The organism is Streptomyces sp. NPDC051207, assembly GCF_040682395.1.
Lineage (GTDB): Bacteria > Actinomycetota > Actinomycetes > Streptomycetales > Streptomycetaceae > Streptomyces.
On sequence record NZ_JBFBAX010000004.1, the window covers coordinates 180,567 to 200,078 of the forward strand.

At 71.0% G+C, this 19,512-nt stretch carries 17 protein-coding genes; 8 read left to right on the forward strand and 9 right to left on the reverse strand.

All coding sequences use genetic code 11. The features are described 5' to 3' along the window. Nucleotides 1–10: 10 nt before the first annotated feature. Nucleotides 11–1,417: a family 2B encapsulin nanocompartment shell protein gene (locus tag AB0M97_RS06055; protein WP_365959515.1), complete on the reverse strand. Its 1,407-nt coding sequence runs from the start codon at nt 1,415–1,417 to the stop codon at nt 11–13. A gap of 358 nt (nt 1,418–1,775) precedes the next feature. On the opposite strand from AB0M97_RS06055, the gene AB0M97_RS06060 reads away from it, so the two are divergent. Further along, nucleotides 1,776–2,726, forward strand: coding sequence for a pyridoxal-phosphate dependent enzyme (locus AB0M97_RS06060; protein ID WP_365959516.1), 951 nt, complete (start codon nt 1,776–1,778; stop codon nt 2,724–2,726). 94 nt (nt 2,727–2,820) lie between these two features. On the opposite strand, the gene AB0M97_RS06065 is transcribed toward AB0M97_RS06060, so the two are convergent. Beyond that, on the reverse strand, nt 2,821–4,416 hold the full coding sequence (locus tag AB0M97_RS06065; RefSeq protein WP_365959517.1) for a Na+/H+ antiporter: 1,596 nt from the start codon (nt 4,414–4,416) through the stop codon (nt 2,821–2,823). A 60-nt stretch (nt 4,417–4,476) separates the two neighbouring features. On the opposite strand from AB0M97_RS06065, the gene AB0M97_RS06070 reads away from it, so the two are divergent. The 3 genes from AB0M97_RS06070 to AB0M97_RS06080 all read left to right on the forward strand — a co-directional run bounded on the left by AB0M97_RS06070 (nt 4,477) and on the right by AB0M97_RS06080 (nt 6,542). Continuing rightward, nucleotides 4,477–4,737 carry a UBP-type zinc finger domain-containing protein gene (locus AB0M97_RS06070; RefSeq protein ID WP_365959518.1) on the forward strand — a complete coding sequence of 87 codons (261 nt, stop codon included), beginning with the start codon at nt 4,477–4,479 and terminating at the stop codon, nt 4,735–4,737. Nucleotides 4,738–4,995: 258 nt separating this feature from the next. Then, entirely contained in the window at nt 4,996–5,409 is a 414-nt protein-coding gene (locus AB0M97_RS06075) for an anti-sigma factor (RefSeq protein WP_006136266.1), read from the forward strand. Between the two features lie 17 nt (nt 5,410–5,426). Then, nucleotides 5,427–6,542: an RNA polymerase sigma factor SigF gene (locus AB0M97_RS06080; RefSeq protein WP_365959519.1), complete on the forward strand. Its 1,116-nt coding sequence runs from the start codon at nt 5,427–5,429 to the stop codon at nt 6,540–6,542. 16 nt (nt 6,543–6,558) lie between these two features. On the opposite strand, the gene AB0M97_RS06085 is transcribed toward AB0M97_RS06080, so the two are convergent. Further along, nucleotides 6,559–7,008, reverse strand: coding sequence for a hypothetical protein (locus tag AB0M97_RS06085; protein ID WP_365959520.1), 450 nt, complete (start codon nt 7,006–7,008; stop codon nt 6,559–6,561). Nucleotides 7,009–7,124: 116 nt separating this feature from the next. Here AB0M97_RS06085 and AB0M97_RS06090 point away from each other — a divergent pair, with 116 nt between their 5' ends. Together AB0M97_RS06090 and AB0M97_RS06095 are read left to right on the forward strand one after the other, a co-directional pair. Continuing rightward, nucleotides 7,125–8,093: a diacylglycerol kinase family protein gene (locus AB0M97_RS06090; protein WP_365959521.1), complete on the forward strand. Its 969-nt coding sequence runs from the start codon at nt 7,125–7,127 to the stop codon at nt 8,091–8,093. Between the two features lie 319 nt (nt 8,094–8,412). Further along, nucleotides 8,413–8,670 carry a WhiB family transcriptional regulator gene (locus AB0M97_RS06095; protein ID WP_003992873.1) on the forward strand — a complete coding sequence of 86 codons (258 nt, stop codon included), beginning with the start codon at nt 8,413–8,415 and terminating at the stop codon, nt 8,668–8,670. A gap of 208 nt (nt 8,671–8,878) precedes the next feature. On the opposite strand, the gene AB0M97_RS06100 is transcribed toward AB0M97_RS06095, so the two are convergent. Together AB0M97_RS06100 and AB0M97_RS06105 are read right to left on the reverse strand one after the other, a co-directional pair. Next, nucleotides 8,879–10,345 carry a PAS domain-containing sensor histidine kinase gene (locus AB0M97_RS06100; RefSeq protein ID WP_365959660.1) on the reverse strand — a complete coding sequence of 489 codons (1,467 nt, stop codon included), beginning with the start codon at nt 10,343–10,345 and terminating at the stop codon, nt 8,879–8,881. A gap of 485 nt (nt 10,346–10,830) precedes the next feature. Further along, nucleotides 10,831–11,466, reverse strand: coding sequence for a TetR/AcrR family transcriptional regulator (locus AB0M97_RS06105; protein WP_365959522.1), 636 nt, complete (start codon nt 11,464–11,466; stop codon nt 10,831–10,833). 98 nt (nt 11,467–11,564) lie between these two features. On the opposite strand from AB0M97_RS06105, the gene AB0M97_RS06110 reads away from it, so the two are divergent. Beyond that, nucleotides 11,565–12,317 (forward strand): SDR family oxidoreductase, encoded by a 753-nt coding sequence (locus AB0M97_RS06110; RefSeq protein WP_365959523.1) that lies wholly within the window; start codon nt 11,565–11,567, stop codon nt 12,315–12,317. A 209-nt stretch (nt 12,318–12,526) separates the two neighbouring features. Then, complete coding sequence (gene nagB, locus AB0M97_RS06115; RefSeq protein ID WP_365959524.1) at nt 12,527–13,312, forward strand: glucosamine-6-phosphate deaminase; 786 nt, start codon at nt 12,527–12,529, stop codon at nt 13,310–13,312. Between the two features lie 598 nt (nt 13,313–13,910). On the opposite strand, the gene AB0M97_RS06120 is transcribed toward nagB, so the two are convergent. From AB0M97_RS06120 to AB0M97_RS06135, 4 genes are all read right to left on the reverse strand, one after another. Further along, nucleotides 13,911–15,944: a glycoside hydrolase family 3 N-terminal domain-containing protein gene (locus AB0M97_RS06120; RefSeq protein ID WP_365959525.1), complete on the reverse strand. Its 2,034-nt coding sequence runs from the start codon at nt 15,942–15,944 to the stop codon at nt 13,911–13,913. Nucleotides 15,945–15,953: 9 nt separating this feature from the next. Beyond that, the gene (locus AB0M97_RS06125; protein ID WP_365959527.1) at nt 15,954–16,784 is read right to left on the reverse strand and encodes a carbohydrate ABC transporter permease; all 831 of its coding nucleotides are present in this window, start codon (nt 16,782–16,784) and stop codon (nt 15,954–15,956) included. Continuing rightward, nucleotides 16,781–17,767, reverse strand: a complete 987-nt coding sequence (locus AB0M97_RS06130) for a sugar ABC transporter permease (RefSeq protein ID WP_365959528.1) — start codon at nt 17,765–17,767, stop codon at nt 16,781–16,783. The genes AB0M97_RS06125 and AB0M97_RS06130 overlap by 4 nt, the downstream gene beginning before the upstream one ends. Nucleotides 17,768–17,849: 82 nt before the next feature. Continuing rightward, complete coding sequence (locus tag AB0M97_RS06135; protein WP_365959529.1) at nt 17,850–19,127, reverse strand: extracellular solute-binding protein; 1,278 nt, start codon at nt 19,125–19,127, stop codon at nt 17,850–17,852. Between the last annotated feature and the right edge of the window lie 385 nt (nt 19,128–19,512).

Genomic DNA, 19,512 nt, shown 5'->3' on the forward strand with positions numbered 1-19,512 from the left:
TCGGGCGGGGTCACTCCCAGCGGCCGATCTCGACGTTCTCCAGGACGCCGAGCGCGTCCGGCACCAGCACCGCCGCCGAGTAGTAGGCCGTCACCAGGTACTTGATGATGGCCTGTTCGTTGATGCCCATGAACCGCACGGACAGGCTGGGCTCAATCTCGTCCGGCACGCCCGTGGCCCGCAGCCCGATGACGCCCTGGTCCTCCTCCCCGGTACGCATCGCGATGATCGAGGACGTCCTGGCCTCGGTGACCGGGATCTTGTTGCACGGGTACATCGGGACGCCGCGCCAGGTGGGGATGCGGTTGCCGGCGACGTCGATCGTCTCGGGGACGAGTCCCCGCTTGTTGAGCTCGCGGCCGAACGCGGCGATCGCGCGCGGGTGGGCGAAGAGCAGCTTGGTGCCGCGCCGCCTGCTGAGCAGCTCGTCCAGGTCGTCCGGGCTCGGCGCGCCGTCGTGCGGCTGGATGCGCTGGTCGTACTCGCAGTTGTTCAGCAGCCCGAAGTCCGGGTTGTTGATCAGCTCGTGCTCCTGGCGCTCCTTCAGCGCCTCGACCGTGAGCCGCAGCTGCTGCTCGGTCTGGTTCATGGGCTGGTTGTAGAGGTCGGCCACGCGTGTGTGCACGCGCAGCACGGTCTGAGCGACGCTCAGTTCGTACTCCCGCGGGCATACCTCGTAGTCGACGAAGGTGTGCGGGATGTCCGGCTCGCCGGAGTGGCCTGCGGCGAGGTCGATCTCCTTCTCGCCGTACCTGTTGGTGCGCTCCTGGGGGATCGAGCGCTGCTGCTCGATGTGCCGGCGCAGGGACTCCGAGCGTTCCGCGACCAGCTCGACGTCTTCCCGGGGCAGCACGAGGACCGTGCAGGCGGTGACCGCGCGGGCCGTGTACTCCCAGATGGGGTCGGCGTCGAGCAGGGCATGGTCGCCGAGGTAGGCGCCGTCGGCGAGGACTCCGAGGACCGCGTCGTCGCCGTAGGGGCCCGTGCCGATCTTTTCGACCTTGCCGTGCGCGAGGAGGTACACCTCGTCGGCGCGGCTGCCGAACGAGGCGATCAGCTCGCCCGGGGCGAAGCGCTGCTGGCGGCAGCGCCTGGCCAGTTCCGACAGCACCTCCTCGTCGTCGTACGACCGCAGTGCGGGCAGTTCGCCCAGTTCCGCGGGGATGACCTCGACGCGGTCACCCGTCTTCACGAAGGTGACCCGTCCGTCCCCGAGGGCGTAGGTCAGTCGCCGGTTCACTCGGTACGTGCCGCCCTGTACGTCCACCCACGGCAGCATGCGCAGCAGCCAGCGCGAGCTGATCTCCTGCATCTGCGGCACGGACTTGGTCGTGGTGGCCAGGTTCCGCGCTGCCGCCGTACTGAGGCTCTGCTGCGGCCTCATGTCCTCAGTGCGGACCTCATCGCCTACCGACATAGAGAATTGCCCTCCCGGTCGTGCTCCGGCGCAGAAGTGCGCCGTGCATCGCTGTGCGGGACAAGCCTTCCACCGCGCAGAGTGCTTGTGCTATTACACGAAAGAGCGGGAATGGATCATCCTGTGCCTGGGCAGAACTGGAGTTCCCGCCGACCGGAGCGGTCCGCGCCCACCGGCCCGGCGAGCCCGCCCGGCCTGGTGACAGCCCGTCGGAACCTGTCGCCAGCGCCCCTTCGGCAGCGCGCGAGGACCCACCTGACGTGGGCGGTACTCCGCCGGCCACCGCCTGCGCGCCGCAGGTCCACCAGGTCTCGGCCGCCCGTTCCGCGCCGGTGCCCGGCCGGGGGACAATGACGCCATGCCCAGCCCTGACGCCGGACGCGACGGCTCCGACGGCTCTCACGGCCCCGACTCCGCGCCCGCGCTCACCACCTTGCGCCCTCGGCTGCCCTCGCCGGTGCGGGAGGTCCGGGACGCGCGCTTCGAGCGGCACGGCGTGCGGCTGCTGCTGAAGCGGGACGATCTGATCCACCCGGAGCTGATCGGCAACAAGTGGCGCAAGCTGGCGCCGAACCTCGCGGCGGCGGCCGGCCGGACCGTCGTCACCTTCGGCGGCGCCTACTCCAACCACCTCAGGGCCACGGCCGCCGCGGGACGGCTGCTCGGCCTGCCCACGGTCGGTGTGGTGCGCGGTCACGAACTGGCCGGCCGTCCCCTCAACCCCTCGCTGGCGCGGTGCGCGGCCGACGGCATGCGGCTGCACTTCGTCGACCGGACGACGTACCGCCGCAAGACCGAGCCGGAGGTGCTGGCGGCCGTCCTGCGCGCGGCGGGCGCCGAGGACGCGTACGTGGTTCCCGAGGGCGGCAGCAACCACCTTGCGGTGCGCGGCTGCCGGGACCTCGGCGCGGAACTGGCCGGCCGGTCCGACGTGGCCGCCGTCGCCTGCGGCACCGGTGGCACCCTGGCCGGGCTCGCCGCCGGACTGCCGCCCGGCAGCCGCGCGCTCGGCATACCGGTCCTCAAGGGCGCTTTCCTCGGCCCCGGCATACAGGCCCTCCAGGAGCGCGCCTTCGGCAGCCGCTGCGGCTCCTGGTCCCTCGACGAGCGTTTCCACTTCGGCGGTTACGCGCGCACCACCCCCGAACTGGACGCCTTCGCCGACGACTTCGAGCAGCGCCACGGCCTGCCCGTGGAGCGCCTCTATGTCGCCAAGTTGCTGTATGCCCTTGTCGCCCTGGCCGGCGAGGGCGCCTTCCCGCGCGGGACCACGCTGGCGGCCGTGATCACCGGCCGCCCCTTCTCCTGAACTGCCCGCGCCCGGTGCGGAAACGGCGCCTCCTGGGCGCGGCTGAGCTGCCCGCCCTCGGTGCGGCTGAGCGGCGCGTCCTCGGCGCCGCGCCTCACCCCGCCGCCCGGTACGCCGCCGCCTCTTCCAGGTCCAGCCTGCGCAGCAGGGTCCGCAGCATCTCGTCGTCGATGTGCCGGCCGTCCCGCAGCTTGACGAACACCTCACGCTCGACGGCGATCATCTCCCTCGCCAGCCGCCGGTAGGTGTCGTCCGCGGTCTCGCCGGTGACCGGGTTGACCTGCCCGAGGCGCTCCCACACGGCGTTGCGGCGACGTTCCAGGACCCTGCGCAGCCGGTCGGCGAGCGGCCCCGGGAGGGAGTTGCGCTCGTCGGCGAGGAGTTCGTCCAGGCGCTGTTCGGCGGCCCGGGAGGCCTGGGCCTGGGCGTTCGCCTCGGCGAGCGTTTCGGCCTGCTGGTGGCGCCCGGGGAACTTCAGCAGCCGGATCAGCGGGGGCAGCGTCAGCCCTTGCACGACCAGCGTGCCGATGACGGTCGTGAAGGTCAGGAACAGGATGAGGTTGCGCTGCGGGAAGGGCTCGCCGCCGTGCACGGTGAGCGGGATGGAGAAGGCGATGGCGAGCGACACCACGCCCCGCATGCCGGCCCACGAGGTGACGGCCGGGCCCTTCCAGGTGGGGTTCTCCTCCCGCGCGCGGATCCGCCCCGACAGCATCCGCGGCAGGAACGTCGCCGGGTACACCCACACGAACCGCACCGCCACGACCACCAGGAACACGGCGACCGCGTACCAGACGGCCTCGGCTCCCCCGTACTCGCCGAGTCCCCTGAGAACCACCGGGAGTTGCAGTCCGATGAGCGCGAACACGGCCGACTCCAGGACGAAGGCGACCATCTTCCACACCGCCTCCTCCTGGAGCCGGGTGGCGAAGTCGACCTCCCACGCGCGGTGTCCGAGGTGGAGGGCGACGACCACGACCGCGAGGACCCCGGAGGCGTGCACCTGCTCGGCCGCCGCGTAGGCGACGAACGGGATCAGCAGGGAGAGCGTGTTCTGGAACAGGGCTTCACGCACGTGCGTGCGCAGCCAGTGGATCGGCAGCATCAGCACCAGCCCGACGCCGACGCCGCCGATCGCCGCGATCAGGAACTCGGCGATTGCCCCGGTCCAGGTCGCGCCCGCGCCGACGGCGGCCGCCAGCGCCACCTTGAAGGCGGTGATCGCGGTGGCGTCGTTGAGCAGTGACTCGCCCTGAAGGATGGTGGTGATCCGTGACGGCAGCCCGACCCGGCGCGCCACCGCGGTGGCCGCGACCGCGTCCGGCGGTGCGACGACCGCGCCGAACACCAGCGCCGCCGGCAGCGGCAGGTCCGGCACGATCAGGTACAGCGCCCAGCCGACGGCGAAGGTCGCGAACAGCACGTAGCCCACGGACAGCAGCGCCACCGGCCGGATCTGGGCCCGCAGATCGAGGTACGAGCTGTCGGTGGCCGCCAGGTGCAGCAGCGGGGGCAGCAGCAGCGGCAGCACGATGTGCGGGTCGAGGGCGTAGTCCGGCACGCCGGGCAGGCGGCTGACCGCCAGGCCGGCGGCGACCAGCAGCAGCGGCGCCGGCACCGGGGTGCGCCGGCCGGCCGCGGCGACCGCCGCACTGCCCGCCACCAGCAACAGCAGTGGCATCACGTCCATCGTCCCGCCCGCCCTCTTTGTCCGCGCGGCCCTGCGCACAGCCGTCGTAACCTGGCAATCATGAAACAGTGCACGCACGCCGACGCGCTGCCGCACCCGGAACCCGAGGCGCTGACCGAGACCTGTCCGGAGTGCCTCGCGGAGGGCACCCACCCGGTCCAGCTGCGGCTGTGCCTGACCTGCGGCCACGTCGGATGCTGCGACTCCTCGCCGGGACGGCACGCGACCCGGCACCACCAACGGTCCGGTCATCCGGTGGTGCGGACGTTCGAGCCGGGCGAGAGCTGGCGCTGGTGCTTCGTCGATCACGTACTGGTCTGAAGTGGATCACAGCGCGCCGGGACGGTTCGACCGTCTGACGTCCGGGTACGTCAAAGCGGCGCGTGCTCTTCCCAATTGGGCCCGCAGACCCCTAGCCACGGAGCGTATCCGTGTGTTTACTATGAGTGACAGCAAGGGGTTGGGGTCCCGGGGACAGGAAAGTTCGGAGCGCGATAGCGTCATCGCTGAACCACGTATCGCGTTACTCCGGGGGGCGACCCTCGGCCCTGCAACGCTTGTACCACCATGGAGGTGAGGGTGTCCCAGATCGCAGGCGAGCCCGCGACCCAGGACTTCGTCGAAGTCCGGCTGCCGGCCGCGGGTGCCTACCTGTCGGTGCTGCGCACGGCCACGGCCGGTCTCGCGGCCCGCTTGGACTTCACCCTCGACGAGATCGAGGACCTGCGCATCGCCGTCGACGAGGCGTGCGCGATCCTGCTCCAGCAGGCCGTGCCGGGCTCGGTGCTCAGTTGTGTGTTCCGGCTCGTCGACGACTCTCTCGAGGTCACCGTCTCGGCGCCGACCACGGACGGTCATGCGCCCTCGCGGGACACCTTCGCCTGGACCGTTCTGTCCGCGCTCGCGGGCAAGGTCTCCTCCGCCGTGGACGAGGACAGAACCGTTTCGATCAGCCTCTACAAACAGCGCGGCGCGGGACCCGGGCCGGCGTGAGGAACGGGGACGGGCCGGTGCGGGACGAAGAGCGCGGCACACGGGAGCTGCCGGCCGGGGGTTCGGCCGCGGGCAGCGCGAGCGGATCCCGGCACATGGACGGCATCGACGGCATCCCCGAGCAGGCCCGGCCCCATCCGCAGGACGAGGCCACCACGCCCGTCCTGCCGGGCGACGGGCGGGAAGGCCGGGAGGGTGCCGCGCCGAGCGCGCCTGCGGACGGGCGGACCGGGGTCTCCCCCGCCCAGGACGGCCCTCCCACGCGCGCGGGACAGCGGGCGGGGAAGGAGGCGGGGGCTCGGGGAAGGGCGACGGGCGGGACGATGAGCGAGCACGAGCGAAACTCCGAGGACGACGCGCAGAGCGCGCGGCACGACCCGCACGACCGCAGCGGAGCGCGGGCCCTGTTCCTGGAGCTGCGCACGCTGCCGGACGGCAGCCCGGAGTACGCGGAGCTGCGCAACCGGCTGGTCCGCATGCACCTGCCGCTCGTCGAGCACCTCGCACGCCGCTTCCGCAACCGCGGCGAGCCGCTGGACGACCTCACGCAGGTGGCCACGATCGGCCTCATCAAGTCGGTCGACCGCTTCGACCCGGACCGCGGCGTGGAGTTCTCGACGTACGCGACCCCGACGGTCGTCGGCGAGATCAAGCGGCACTTCCGCGACAAGGGCTGGGCGGTGCGCGTGCCGCGCCGGCTCCAGGAGCTGCGGCTCGCGCTGACGACGGCGACGGCGGAGCTGTCGCAGCAGCACGGCCGTTCCCCGACGGTGCACGAGCTCGCCGAGAAGCTGGCGATCTCGGAGGAGGAGGTCCTGGAAGGGCTGGAGTCGGCGAACGCCTACTCCACGCTGTCCCTGGACGTCCCCGACACCGACGACGAGTCCCCGGCGGTCGCCGACACCCTCGGCGCGGAGGACGAGGCGCTGGAGGGCGTCGAGTACCGGGAATCGCTCAAGCCGCTGCTGGAGGACCTGCCGCCGCGTGAGAAGCGCATCCTGCTGCTGCGTTTCTTCGGCAACATGACGCAGTCGCAGATCGCGCAGGAGGTCGGGATCTCCCAGATGCACGTGTCCCGGCTGCTGGCCCGGACGCTGGCCCAGCTGCGGGAGAAGCTGCTGGTGGAGGAGTAGAGCGCCCCGGGCGGTGCTAGCGCTCGCCGTCCTGGGCGCGGCCCGGTCCCCTGATGCCGAGGGCCTGGGTCGTCGCCGGGTTGACCAGCAGCACCAGCGCGGCGACCGCGACGACCGCGAGGGCGATGCCCGCCGGGATCGCGACGCTGTCGGCCTGCAGCAGGTTGTAGGCCACGGGCAGCGCCATGAGCTGCGTCACGACGGCCGGGCCCCGGCTCCAGCTGCGGCAGGCCAGCAGGCCGCGGGCGGCGAGCAGCGGCAGCAGCGAGATCACCATCAGCGTGACTCCCCCGGTGACGGCCTGCTGCCGGTCGTCCGGGTGTCCCGTCACGCCGAGGACGAGCATCCAGGCGCCACCGACGAGCAGCGCGAGCCCTTCGAGGCCGACGAGTGCCGCGGCGTACGTCAGGCGGGGCGGGCGGGGGCCGCTGTTGTCGGGGGTCGTGGAGATCTGCTCGCTGCTCACCCTTGCAGGGTAGCCGCCGTCGCCCGCGCTGCGGCCGCAGGCTCACAGCCCCGGCGGGTGACCGGATCCGCCCCTCGGTCTGGGCCGGGTACCACCCAGTAGGTACGCTGCACCTCATGCGTGCTCTTCTCGTGGTCAATCCGGCGGCAACCACCACAAGTGCGCGCACACGCGACGTACTGATCCACGCGCTGGCCAGCGAGATGAAGCTGGAGGCGGTCACCACCGAGTACCGCGGCCACGCGCGCGACCTGGGCCGGCAGGCCGCGGAGAGCTCGGACGTCGACCTGGTCGTGGCCCTCGGTGGTGACGGCACGGTCAACGAGGTCGTCAACGGCCTGCTGCACGCCGGCCCGGACCCGGAGCACCTGCCCGGCGTCGCGGTGGTCCCCGGCGGCTCCACCAACGTCTTCGCCCGCGCGCTCGGCCTGCCGAACGACGCCGTGGAGGCGACCGGTGCCCTGCTGGACGCGCTGCGCGAGGGCCGGGAGCGCACGGTCGGCCTGGGCCTGACCTCGGGCACGCCGGGCACGGAGGACGAGGGCGTGCCCGCCCGCTGGTTCACCTTCAACGCCGGGCTCGGTTTCGACGCCGGTGTGGTGGGGCGGGTGGAGCAGCACCGGGAGCGCGGCAAGAAGTCGACGCACGCCCTCTATGTGCGCCAGGTGGTACGCCAGTTGTTCGGCGAGCCGAACCGGAGACACGGTCACATCACGCTTGAGCGGGACGGCGCGGAGCCGGTGTCCGATCTGGTGCTGTCCATAGTCTCGAACACCTCTCCGTGGACGTTTCTGGGGAATCGCCCGATCTACGCGTCGCCTAAAGCCTCGTTCGACACGGGCCTCGACGTATTCGGCCTGAGCCGGCTTTCCACGAGGACGGTTGCCCGGTATGGCACGCAGTTGCTCGCTTCGTCCCCGCAGCGCGGCCCGCACGGCAAGCACGCGGTCACACTGCACGACCAGACCCGGTTTACCTTGCATTCGAAGGCCCCGCTCCCCCTCCAGATGGACGGTGACCACCTGGGGCTGCGTACGAGCGTGACGTTCACAGGTGTACGCCGTGCACTGCGTGTGATTGTGTGAGCAGAAAAGGCCAAAATCCTTTCACTCGAACGTTTAGGCCAGGGTCCACCCCATGGAAGTACGGCTGTGACCTAGTCGACACCGAAGAATCAAAAAAAACTTTCCAGAAGGGGTTGTATCCGCCGCCGAGGTTTGCGAGTCTCTACGTGGCGATCGGGACGGCCCGCAACACCGGCCTCCACAGATCACCGGAACCCCTCTTCAAACCAAGGACCACGCCAGGGAACCCGGCGGTCGGCCCTTCACCTGTTGAGGGATTCGTGAAAGCGTTCACATTCACAAGCATCCCTGCACGTAATACCAAGGAGAGGTAGCAGCCATGGACTGGCGTCACAACGCCGTTTGCCGCGAGGAAGACCCCGAGCTCTTCTTCCCCATCGGCAACACCGGTCCTGCGCTGCTGCAGATCGAGGAAGCCAAGGCCGTCTGCCGCCGCTGCCCGGTGATCGAGCAGTGTCTGCAGTGGGCGCTCGAGTCCGGTCAGGACTCCGGCGTCTGGGGTGGTCTCAGCGAGGACGAGCGCCGCGCAATGAAGCGCCGCGCCGCCCGCAACCGGGCCCGTCAGGCCTCCGCCTGACCTACCCGCCCCGCTAACAGCCTGAGCTTGGCGGCGCGTACAGCGAGTACGCATCTCCCGCCCCCGAGCCGCAGCGCGCAGTACCCCCGATGCTCCCCAAGCTCCGCTCGAGCAGGGGGGACCCACATCGCGCTTGTACAGCAAGCAAGAGCTTTAAGCCCCGGACCACCCAGTGGTCCGGGGCTCACTGCTGTCCGGGGGCGCCCGGCTACTTGTCGGCCGACACCGGAATGTCGAGGATCACGCGCGTCCCGCGCTCCGGCGCCGGGACCATGTCGAACGTTCCCCCCAACTCCCCCACGACCAGCGTCCGTACGATCTGCAGGCCGAGGTTGCCCGCGCGGTGCGGGTCGAAGCCCTCGGGCAGGCCGACGCCGTCGTCCTGGACGGTGACGAGGAGGCGGGCCTGCTTCGTGGTGCCGCCGCGGACCGCCGAGACCTCGACCGTGCCGGTGTCGCCCTGGCGGAAACCGTGCTCCAGCGCGTTCTGCAGGATCTCGGTCAGCACCATGGCCAGCGGGGTGGCGACCTCGGCGTCGAGGATGCCGAAGCGTCCGGTGCGCCGGCCGGTGACCTTGCCGGGTGAGATTTCGGCGACCATCGCCAGAACCCGGTCGGCGATCTCGTCGAACTCCACGCGCTCGTCCAGGTTCTGGGACAGCGTCTCGTGGACGATGGCGATCGAGCCGACCCGGCGCACCGCCTCCTCGAGCGCTTCACGGCCGCGCTCGGACTCGATGCGGCGGGCCTGGAGGCGGAGCAGGGCCGCGACCGTCTGGAGGTTGTTCTTCACCCGGTGGTGGATCTCCCGGATGGTCGCGTCCTTGGTGATCAATTCGCGCTCGCGGCGGCGCAGTTCCGTCACGTCCCGGAGCAGGACCAGCGAACCGATGCGGGGACCCTTGGGCTTGAGCGGGATCGCGCGGAACTGGATCACGCCCTCGGCGGACTCGATCTCGAACTCGCGGGGCGCCCAGCCGCTGGCGACCTTGGCCAGCGCCTCGTCCACCGGGCCGCGTGACGGGGCCAGTTCGGCGGTGGTCCTGCCGAGGTGGTGGCCGACGAGGTCGGCGGCGAGGCCGAGGCGGTGGTAGGCGGAGAGCGCGTTCGGTGAGGCGTACTGCACGATGCCGTCCGCGTCCAGCCGGATCAGGCCGTCGCCGACGCGGGGCGAGGCGTCCATGTCGACCTGCTGGTTGGCGAACGGGAAGGCGCCGGCGGCGATCATCTGGGCGAGGTCGGAGGCGCTCTGGAGGTAGGTGAGCTCCAGGCGGCTCGGCGTGCGCACGGTGAGGAGGTTGGTGTTGCGGGCGATGACCCCGAGGACGCGGCCGTCGCGCCGCACCGGGATGGACTCCACCCGGACGGGGACCTCCTCCCGCCACTCGGGGTCGCCCTCGCGCACGATGCGGCCCTCGTCGAGGGCGGCGTCCAGCATGGGGCGGCGGCCTCGCGGGACGAGGTGGCCCACCATGTCGTCCTGGTAGGACGTCGGGCCGGTGTTGGGGCGCATCTGGGCGACCGAGACGTAGCGCGTGCCGTCGCGGGTGGGGACCCACAGGACCAGGTCGGCGAAGGAGAGGTCGGAGAGCAGCTGCCACTCCGAGACCAGCAGGTGGAGCCACTCGAGATCGGAATCGTCGAGGCCGGTGTGCTGGCGTACGAGTTCGTTCATGGACGGCACGAGTGCGAGCGTACCTGGCGGTTCGGACACCGCTGGAAATCAGCCGCTCAGGCGCCGCTGCAGACCGTTTCGCCGACTTCTCGAGCGCGGCCGCGGACGGGTGCCGCTCTTGTGGCGCTGCGGGCGGTTCGGCCGGCTGTCACGGGCCCGGAAACACCCGCGGGCCGCGGCGCCTGGGAGGGACCCTCAACCCTCCCGGCACCGCAGCCCGGAGCAATATCGGCCGTGGGGTGTGCGGTCCCGGTCGGCCGAAGGATGAGGAGCCGGGGCAGTCAGGGCAGAGAGCTCCGGTTCCTCGGTCCGCCCTCCTGTGCGGGGAGAGCGGAAGCCTTGCGTTCACCTCGTGTCACAGTGCCTCTGCGGACATTGTGGACTAGACCACTGTCCGTGTCCATGCGTCGGAGGATGTGAGTTCGCGTCCCATTCCGCCGACTGGTCGGACGTCCCAGCACCGCGCAAAGCCTAACCCTGTCCGGTCATGTGCGGGGCCAGATGGACAGGGCAATTTCCGCGAGCCCTTCGAGTTCGGCCCGGCTCGCGCCGTCGCGCGCCTGCTGGGACATGCCCTGGATCATGGCGCCGGTGTGCCGGGCGAGGGCTCCGGCGTCCGTGTCCGGAGGGAGCAGACCTGCGGCGACGTCGGCTTCTATACGGCTCTTGAACGCGGCGATGTTCGCATTGCGCCGCTCCCGCAAGGCCTCCTCGATCTCCGGGGTCGAGCAGTTGGCGGCCGCGTGGATGACGAGACAGCCGTGCGGACGGCCCGGTTGCGTGTAGACGGCGGCGGCCTCGCGCAGCATCCGCTCGACGCCGGCCCGCGCGGTGGGCTCCTCGGCCAGGGCCCGCTCGGCGAAGGAGCCGTACTTCTCGCCGTACTCCCGCACAACCTCCTCGAAGAGCGAGCGCTTGTCCCCGAAGGCCGCGTAGAGGCTCGGGGCGCCGATGTCCATGACGCGGGTGAGGTCGGAGACGGAGGTCGCCTCGTAGCCGTGCTCCCAGAAGGCCATGAGGGCCTTCTCCAGGGCGGTAGCGCGGTCGAAGGAACGGGGGCGTCCGCGGGTCCGGCGACCGCCTGTCGCCGTCCCGCCGGTCTTCTCGCTGCTGCTCACCATGGAGGGGATTTTATAGCGGGCACTAGAGAAGTGTCGGCGGACTGTTGTACGGTTTTTTTCTGTAGCGACCGCTAAACAAATGCGAAGGGGGCGCCGACATGGGCGTGCTCAAGGGCAGGACGGCTCTCGTCACGGGGGCGAGCAGGGGCATCGGGCGGGGAATCGCCGAGCGGCTGGGGCGCGACGGCGCGCGGGTCGGGGTGCACTACGGGAGGGACGAGGCGGCGGCGAAGGAGACGGTCGCCGCGATCGAGGCGGCGGGCGGCTCGGCGTTCACCGTCGGGGTGGAACTGGGCGTGCCGGGGGACGCCGAGGCGCTGTGGGCGGAGTTCGACCGGCACGCGGACGGGCTGGACATCCTGGTGAACAACGCGGGGATCGGCAGCTCCCGGCCGATCGACCAGATCGAGGAGGAGGAGTACGACCGGCTGTTCGCGGTGAACGTGAGGGCGCCCTTCTTCATCGTCAAGCACGGCATGACGCGCCTGCGTGACGGCGGCCGCATCGTCAACATCTCCTCGGGCCTCGCCCGGACCGCGGTCATGCCGCACAACATGGCGTACGCGATGACGAAGGGCGCGCTGGACGTGCTCTCCCGGGACCTGTCCAAGGTGCTGGGACGGCGGGGCATCAGGGTCAACTCGGTGGCGCCCGGGATCATCGACACGGACAACACGGCCCCGTTCCTGCGCGGGACGGAGGACGGCTGGGCGCGGGCCGAGGCGATATCGGCGCTCGGGCAGGTGGGGACGGCGGCCGACGTGGCGGACGTGGTGGCGTTCCTGGCGTCGGACGCGGGGCGGTGGGTGACGGGGAGCTGGGTGGATGCGACAGGGGGGTCGATTCCGTAGGGGGTGGTGGGCCGGTTCCGGGGCGGCGCCGTGGCCGGTGCGGTCCGGGGCGCGGCGACTGTTGCGGTGCCGGTTCCGGTGGCGTCCGGTCGCGGGGTGGCGAGGGGGTGGGAACGCTGGGAGGGAGGGGCCCAGCCTGCTAGATTGGTCTAAACCACATGGCCCCTACGGGTCCAGTTGAGTCCCCTTTCCAGATCGGCAGGCCCAGCGTGGAAGTTGTCATCGTTCCGGACGCCAAGGCCGGTGGCGAGCTCGTCGCCGAGGCCATGGCGCAGCTGCTCCGGCGCAAGCCCGACGCCTTGCTCGGCGTGGCCACCGGGTCCACGCCGCTGCCCGTGTACGAGGCGCTGGCCACCAAGGCGCGCTCCGGTGCCGTGGACGCCTCCCGGGTGCGGATCGCCCAGCTCGACGAGTACGTGGGGCTGCCGGCCGACCATCCGGAGTCGTACCGCTCGGTGCTGCGGCGCGAGGTGCTGGAGCCGCTCGGCATCGGGATGGACAAGTTCCTCGGCCCGGACGGCACGGCCGAGGACGTGCAGAGGGCGTGCGAGGCGTACGACAGGGCGCTCGCCGAGGCCGGCGGGGTCGACCTTCAGCTGCTCGGGATAGGGACCGACGGGCACATCGGGTTCAACGAGCCGTGCTCGTCGCTGGCGTCGCGCACACGGATCAAGACGCTGACCGAGCAGACCCGGGTGGACAACGCGCGCTTCTTCGACGGCGACATCGGGCAGGTGCCGCACCACGTCATCACGCAGGGCATCGGGACGATCCTGGAGGCGCGGCACCTGGTGCTGCTGGCGACCGGCGAGGGCAAGGCCGACGCGGTCGCGGCGACCGTCGAGGGACCGGTCGCGGCGGTGTGCCCGGCGTCGGCGTTGCAGTTGCACCCGCACGCGACGGTCGTGGTCGACGAGGCCGCCGCGAGCAAGCTGAAGCTGGCCGACTACTTCCGCCACACGTACGCCAACAAGCCGGACTGGCAGGGGATCTGACGCCCCGCCCACCACGGGCAGAAGGCGCCGGTTCCGGGGGGACCGGCGCCTTCTGCTTGTGCGGGGGTGGGTGGGGGTGGGTTTGCTCGGCTGGGGACGGGGGGTGGCAGGCCGGTGCCTTGGCTGGCGCCGGGCTGGGGAGAGCCGATGCCTTGGCTGGCGACGGGCTGAATCGGTGCCTTGTGCTGGCGCGGGGCGGGGGGGAGGCCGGTGACTTCGGCCGGCGCCAGACTGCGGGAAGCCGGTGCCTTGTGCCGGCGCCAGGCTGCGGGAAGCCGGTGCCTTGTGCCGGCGCCGGGCTGTGGGAGGCCGTGCGTTCGGTCGGCGCCGAGCTGTGGGAAACCGGTGACTTCCGTCGGCGCCAGGCTACGGAGACCCGGCGACTCCACTGGCGCCATGCTGCGGAGACCCGGTGACTTTCGCTGGCGCGGGGCAGGGGGGGCCGGTGACTTCGGCCGGCGCCAGACTGCGGGAGGCCGGTGACTGCCGCTGGCGCCAAGCTGTGCAAGGGCCTCCCACCGCCCCACCGCCGAGGCGCCGCCCCTATGCGGAACGGCGCCTCGGCAGCACGATCGGCTCGGCCCTGCGCAGCATGCGTTCACGCGCCCGCGATGATCTCCGCCGCTGCCCTGCCGCAGACTCGGGCCGCGCCGTGGGTGGCGATGTGGAGAGCGCCGCGGGGGGCTGCCTGGGGGACGCCCATTTCGACCACCACGGTGTCGGGGCGGGCCGCGAGCAGGGTGTCGAGGGCCGCCGCCATCCAGGGGTGGCGGTGTTCGTCGCGGACGACGGCCACGATGCGGCGGGGCCCGGCCGCCGCCAGCGCGTCGTGCCCGGCGTCCGCTCCGGCGAAGCTGCCCGTCTCGGTGCCGGGGAGCAGGTGGAAGAGTTCCGCTGCCACGCCCCATGGCGTCTCGTCGCCGACGGCGATGTTCGCCACGGGGGTGAGCGCGGCGACGTAGGGCGCCTCGGTGAGCGGCGTGAACCCGTCGGCGCCGGTCACGACAAGCGCCCGGCGCGCGGCGTGCAGGCCCACTGGGTCGTCGGCGGCAACCGGTGCCGTGAGGTCGTCGGCGCCGGTCGGCGTCACGGGGTCACCGACGGCGCCCGGCGTCACGAGGCTGTCAGCGGCAGTCGGCGCCACGGGACCACCAGCGGCAGCCGGCCCCACAGGGGCAGCGGCGCCGGCTGGCACCTCAAGGCCGTCGTCCACATTCGGCGCCACCGGGGCACCGGCGGCAACCGACACCCCGAGGCCGTCACCCACACCCGCCGCCACAGACTCACCGGCGCCGGCCGACACCCCGAAGCCATCAGCCCCAGCCGCCGCCACAGACTCACCGGCGCCGGCCGACACCCCGAAGCCATCAGCCGCAGCCGCCGCCACAGGGTCACCGGTCGCAGTCGGCGCCCCGAAGCCGGCCCCCACAGTCGCCGCCACCGGGTCATCGACGTTGCCCGGCGTCACAAGGCCACCGGTCGCAGTCGGCACCCCGAGGGCACCAGCCGCACCCCGCTCCCGGCCCTCGGCCCCGTTCAGCCGTACCTGACCAGCCCTCGCCGCCTGCCGCGAGCCGGCACCCCCCGCAGGCCGCGGCTCCGCGGTGGTGCCCGCTGCCGCCGCCGCTGTCCAGCGGGCCAGGCGGCGTACGCGTTCTGCCGCGTCGGCCAGGCGCTCCTCCGGGAGTTCGCCCGTGCGGACGGCTTCCACGAGGGCGTCGCGCAGGCGCCGTACCGTTTCGTCGTCGGCGAGGCCGCCGCCCACGCAGATGGCGTCGGCGCCGGCCGCGACGGCGAGGACGCTGCCGCGTTCGATGCCGTAGGTGCCGGCGATGGCCTGCATCTCCATGCCGTCGGTGACGATCAGGCCGTCGTAGCCGAGTTCGCCGCGCAGCAGGTCGGTCAGGATGCGCCGGGACAGGGTGGCGGGACGTTCCGGGTCCAGCGCGGGGACGAGGATGTGGGCGCTCATCACCGCGCGGGTGCCGGCGGCGATGGCGGCGCGGAAGGGGGCCAGTTCGCGGTCGGTGAGCACCGAGGCGCCCACGTCGATGCGCGGCAGCGCGTGGTGGGAGTCGACGGCCGTGTCGCCGTGGCCCGGGAAGTGCTTCGTGCAGGCCGCGACGCCCACCGACTGCAGGCCGGTGACGTAGGCGGCGGTGTGCCGGGCGACCAGGGCGGGGTCGGCGCCGAAGGAGCGGACCCCGATGACCGGGTTGCCGGGGTTGGAGTTCACGTCGGCGGAGGGGGCCCAGTTGAAGTTGACTCCGCAGGCCGCGAGGCGGCGGCCCAGTTCGGCGGCCACTTCCCGGGTCAGTTCCACGTCGTCCACCGCGCCGAGCGCGTGGTTGCCGGGGAAGGAGGAACCGGTCCGCACCTCCAGGCGGGTGACGTCACCGCCCTCTTCGTCTATGGCGACCAGGACGTCGTCGCGCTCCGCGCGCAGCTGGGCGGTGAGGGCCGCGAGCTGCTCGGGCGAGGCGATGTTGCGGCCGAACAGGCCGACCGAGGCGAGGCCCTCGCCGAGGCGGCGCAGCAGCCAGTCGGGCGCGGTGGTCCCGGTGAACCCGGGCTGGAGGACCGTCAGCGCGTCGCGCGTGAGGGTGTCGGTTCCGCTGGCGAATGTCGTCATCGGGGGGCGTTATCCCTTCACGGCGCCGGCGGTCAGGCCGCTGACGGCTCTGCGCTGGAGGAAGACGAAGAGGATCAGGATCGGAATGGCGAAGAGGGACGAGGCGGCCATGGTGGCGCCCCAGTCGTTGCCGAAGACGGTCTGGAAGCTGGTCAGCCACAGCGGCAGCGTCTGGGCTTCGGCCTCCTTGTTGAGGACCAGGACCAGCGGAAGCTCGTTCCAGGCGGTGATGAAGCCGAACATCGACGTGGACATGAGGCCGGGCGCGAGGAGCGGCAGGATCACCCGGCGGAAGGCCTGGTTGCGGGTGCAGCCGTCGACCATGGCGGCCTCTTCCAGTTCCCGGGGGACGGCGGCGACGAAGCCGCGCAGCGTCAGGATCGTGAAGGGCAGGATCATCATCGTGTAGAAGGCGGTCAGCGGCACGAGGCTGTTCAGCATCGAGGCGTCCCGCACGATCATGTACATCGCGATGATCATGACTTCCCAGGGCGCCATCTGGGCCAGCATGAAGCCGATGATGAAGCCGCGCCGCCCCTTGAACCGCATCCGTGCCAGGGCGAAGGCCCCGGCCAGCGCGATGACCAGCGAGAAGACGACCGCGAGGACGGTGACGGTCAGCGAGTTGGTGACGAACGTCCAGAAGTGGTCGGCGTCGGTCGCGGTGGTGAAGTGCTCGAAGGTGACGTCGGTCGGGAACCAGACCGGGTCCTCGGAGATGATGTCGCCGGTCGGCTTGAAGGCCGTGGCGAACATCCAGTAGACGGGGAAGACGAAGCCGACGAACAGGACGACGGCCGTGGCGTTGGGCCACAGGCGGCCGAAGAGTGAGCGCTTCACAGCTCGTCCTCCTCTTGCTTGAGCACGATCCGCAGGTAGTAGGCGGTGAGGCCGAGCAGGATCAGGATGGTCAGGACGGCGATCGCCGCGCCCATGCCGTAGTGCTGGTTGCCGACGCCCTCGACGTAGGCGTAGACGGGCAGGATCTCGGTGAGCCGGTCGGGGCCGCCGCCGTTGATGGTGAAGACCTGCACGAACGCCTTGAAGACCCAGATGATTTCGAGGAACGTCGTCGCGTAGAGGAACGGCCGCAGGAAGGGCATGGTCACGGTCGTGAAGCTGCGCCACGCCCCGGCGCCGTCCAGGGCCGCGGCCTCGTACAGCTCGTTGGGGATGGTGGTGGTCGCCGCGTAGAGGTTGATCGCGACGAACGGGATCGACATCCACACGATCAGCAGGGTGACGACGAAGAAGGTCGACATCTGGCTGCCGGTCCAGCTGTAGTCGGCCATGGAGTGCCAGCCGAGCTTGTCCAGCACCCAGTTGACGACACCGAAGCGCTGGGCGAACAGCCACTGGTAGACGGTGCTGGCGGCGACCACGGGCATGGCCCAGGCCAGGACCAGGCCGAGCAGCAGCGTGACCCGCATCCGCTTGCCGAGCCGGGCGAGCAGCAGGCCGACCAGGGTGCCCGCGATCATGATCAGGACGACGTTGACCGCCGTGAACAGGATCGAGCGCAGGGTGACGCGCCAGAAGTCCTCGCCGGTGAGGACCTCCTTGTAGTTGTCGACGCCGTTCCACTCGGTGACGTGCTGGATCAGCTGCGTCATGTTGAGGTTCTGGAACGACAGCAGCACGTCCTTCAGCAGCGGCCAGCCGAGCAGCAGCACGGTGGCCGCGCAGGCGGGCAGCAGCAGGAGGTACGGGGCGAGCGCGCCGGCGCGTGACGCGGCTCGCGGTGTGGGTCGGCCGGCTCCCCCGCCGTCCGCCTTGCGGACGTCCGCCGGGCCGGAGGGCGGCCGTTCGGTCTGCACGGTCATGCTCGCGATCTCTCTTCTCGACCTGCCTGCGGTCGCCGGGGCGGGGCCGCGCGACGGCGGCCCCGCCCCGGCTCGAGCTCCCCTACTGCTGCTGTGCCAGGCGCTTGTTGAACTCGTCCTCGACCTGCTTGGCGGCGGCTGCCGGGGACTTGCCGTTGAGAACGGCGGTCATGTACGTCTTGATCGGGTTCGGGGCGTTCTCGACGGCGGCCCACTCCGGGATCAGCGGCGTGGTGCCACCGCCCGCGGCGGCCGGCGCGGCGGCCTCGGCGACGGCGTTGCCCTTGAGGTTGCTCTGCAGCGACTCCTTGTTCGGGATGACGCCGTTGAGCTTGGCGAGCTGGCCCTCGAACTTGTCGGAGAGAGCGATCTTCAGGAACTCCTTGGCCAGCTCCTGCTTCTTGCTGCCCGCGGCGACGGCGAGGTTGGAGCCGCCGACGAAGACGCCCTCGGGCTTGTCGGCCGTGGCACCGGGGATGGTGAAGTAGCCGATCTCCTTCTCGATCTTCGGGTTGGCCTTGATCGCGATGCCGGCTTCCCAGCCCATGCCGATGAAGGCGCCGACGTTGCCCTTGCCGAAGACCTCGCCCTGCTGCGGGGTGGCCTCGTCCTTGTCCTTGGGTGCCTTGGACAGGGACTGGAACTTCTTGTAGGTCTCCATGGCGGCGGCGACCTTCGGGTCGTCGAGGTTGGAGACGTACTTGTCGCCGTCCTTCTTGACCAGTTCGGCGCCCTCGCCGATGGCCAGGCCGACGAAGTGGTACCAGTTCTGGCCGGGCAGGTAGATCGGCTCGGCCTCGGTCTTCTCGCCGATCGTCTTCAGGGCGTCGTAGAACTCGTCACGGGTCTTCGGGGTGCCCTTGATGCCGGCGTCGGCCCAGATCTCCTTGTTGTAGAGGACGACGCGGTTGGCGAAGTACCAGGGCGCCGCGTACTGCTTGCCCTCGAAGACGGACGACTCGTTGAGGGACTCGGTCCACTCGCCGCCGATCTCGGCCTTCAGGTCGCCCAGGTCGGCGAGGCCGCCGGTCTTGGCGTAGGCCGGGGTCTGGGTGTTGCCGATCTCGAAGACGTCGGGCGGGTTCTCCTCCGACAGGGCGGTGGTCAGCTTCTGCTGGATGCCGTTCCACTGCTGGACTTCGAACTTGACCTTGGCCTTGGTCTTCTTCTCGAACTCGGCGGTCAGGTCCTTCTGCCACTGATCCGGCGACGAGCCGTCCATCACCCACACGGTGAGGGTCTGGCCCTTGTAGCCGTCCGCCCCGGCCTTCTTCTCTTCACTGCCGCTGTCGCCCCCGCACGCCGCGATGGAGACCATCATGCCCGCGACACCGATCGCGGATATCAGCTTGCGCTTCACGCCACCCTCCTCAGGGATGCCACAAACCCCCCTGCTCCCCGCGGTGACTGACGACCGCCCATGGGGCCGGGACCTGGACCAATGGTGTAGACCAGTAGGGGGAGCTTGGCCCAGACCAATAGGCCTGTCAAGGGTGTTCCTGCGGGCTGTCGCGGTCCGTGATGCGACCGAGATATGCAAGGATCTTTCATTCCGCAAGCGACACATCGGACGTACCACTGCGGCGGTGGACCACCGCGCCGCACCGGCCGTGTGGACTAGACCAACGGGGGTCCCGGCGGTATACAGGGGAGATCACGGAGCCTGCGGGGACCATCCCCGCGGGCGGCCGTGCCACGATGTGAGCCGTGGCCGATGGGGTGTCGGTCGCTTCGGCACTCGAAGC

What these genes read in the sequence shown, in the direction of transcription:
- AB0M97_RS06055 (WP_365959515.1), bottom strand. Translation starts at nt 1,417, where the DNA reads ATGTCGGTAGGCGATGAGGTCCGCACTGAGGACATGAGGCCGCAGCAG.
- AB0M97_RS06060 (WP_365959516.1), top strand. Translation starts at nt 1,776, where the DNA reads ATGCCCAGCCCTGACGCCGGACGCGACGGCTCCGACGGCTCTCACGGC.
- AB0M97_RS06065 (WP_365959517.1), bottom strand. Translation starts at nt 4,416, where the DNA reads ATGGACGTGATGCCACTGCTGTTGCTGGTGGCGGGCAGTGCGGCGGTC.
- AB0M97_RS06070 (WP_365959518.1), top strand. Translation starts at nt 4,477, where the DNA reads ATGAAACAGTGCACGCACGCCGACGCGCTGCCGCACCCGGAACCCGAG.
- AB0M97_RS06090 (WP_365959521.1), top strand. Translation starts at nt 7,125, where the DNA reads ATGCGTGCTCTTCTCGTGGTCAATCCGGCGGCAACCACCACAAGTGCG.
- AB0M97_RS06095 (WP_003992873.1), top strand. Translation starts at nt 8,413, where the DNA reads ATGGACTGGCGTCACAACGCCGTTTGCCGCGAGGAAGACCCCGAGCTC.
- AB0M97_RS06100 (WP_365959660.1), bottom strand. Translation starts at nt 10,345, where the DNA reads ATGAACGAACTCGTACGCCAGCACACCGGCCTCGACGATTCCGATCTC.
- AB0M97_RS06105 (WP_365959522.1), bottom strand. Translation starts at nt 11,466, where the DNA reads ATGGTGAGCAGCAGCGAGAAGACCGGCGGGACGGCGACAGGCGGTCGC.
- AB0M97_RS06110 (WP_365959523.1), top strand. Translation starts at nt 11,565, where the DNA reads ATGGGCGTGCTCAAGGGCAGGACGGCTCTCGTCACGGGGGCGAGCAGG.
- AB0M97_RS06120 (WP_365959525.1), bottom strand. Translation starts at nt 15,944, where the DNA reads ATGACGACATTCGCCAGCGGAACCGACACCCTCACGCGCGACGCGCTG.
- AB0M97_RS06130 (WP_365959528.1), bottom strand. Translation starts at nt 17,767, where the DNA reads ATGACCGTGCAGACCGAACGGCCGCCCTCCGGCCCGGCGGACGTCCGC.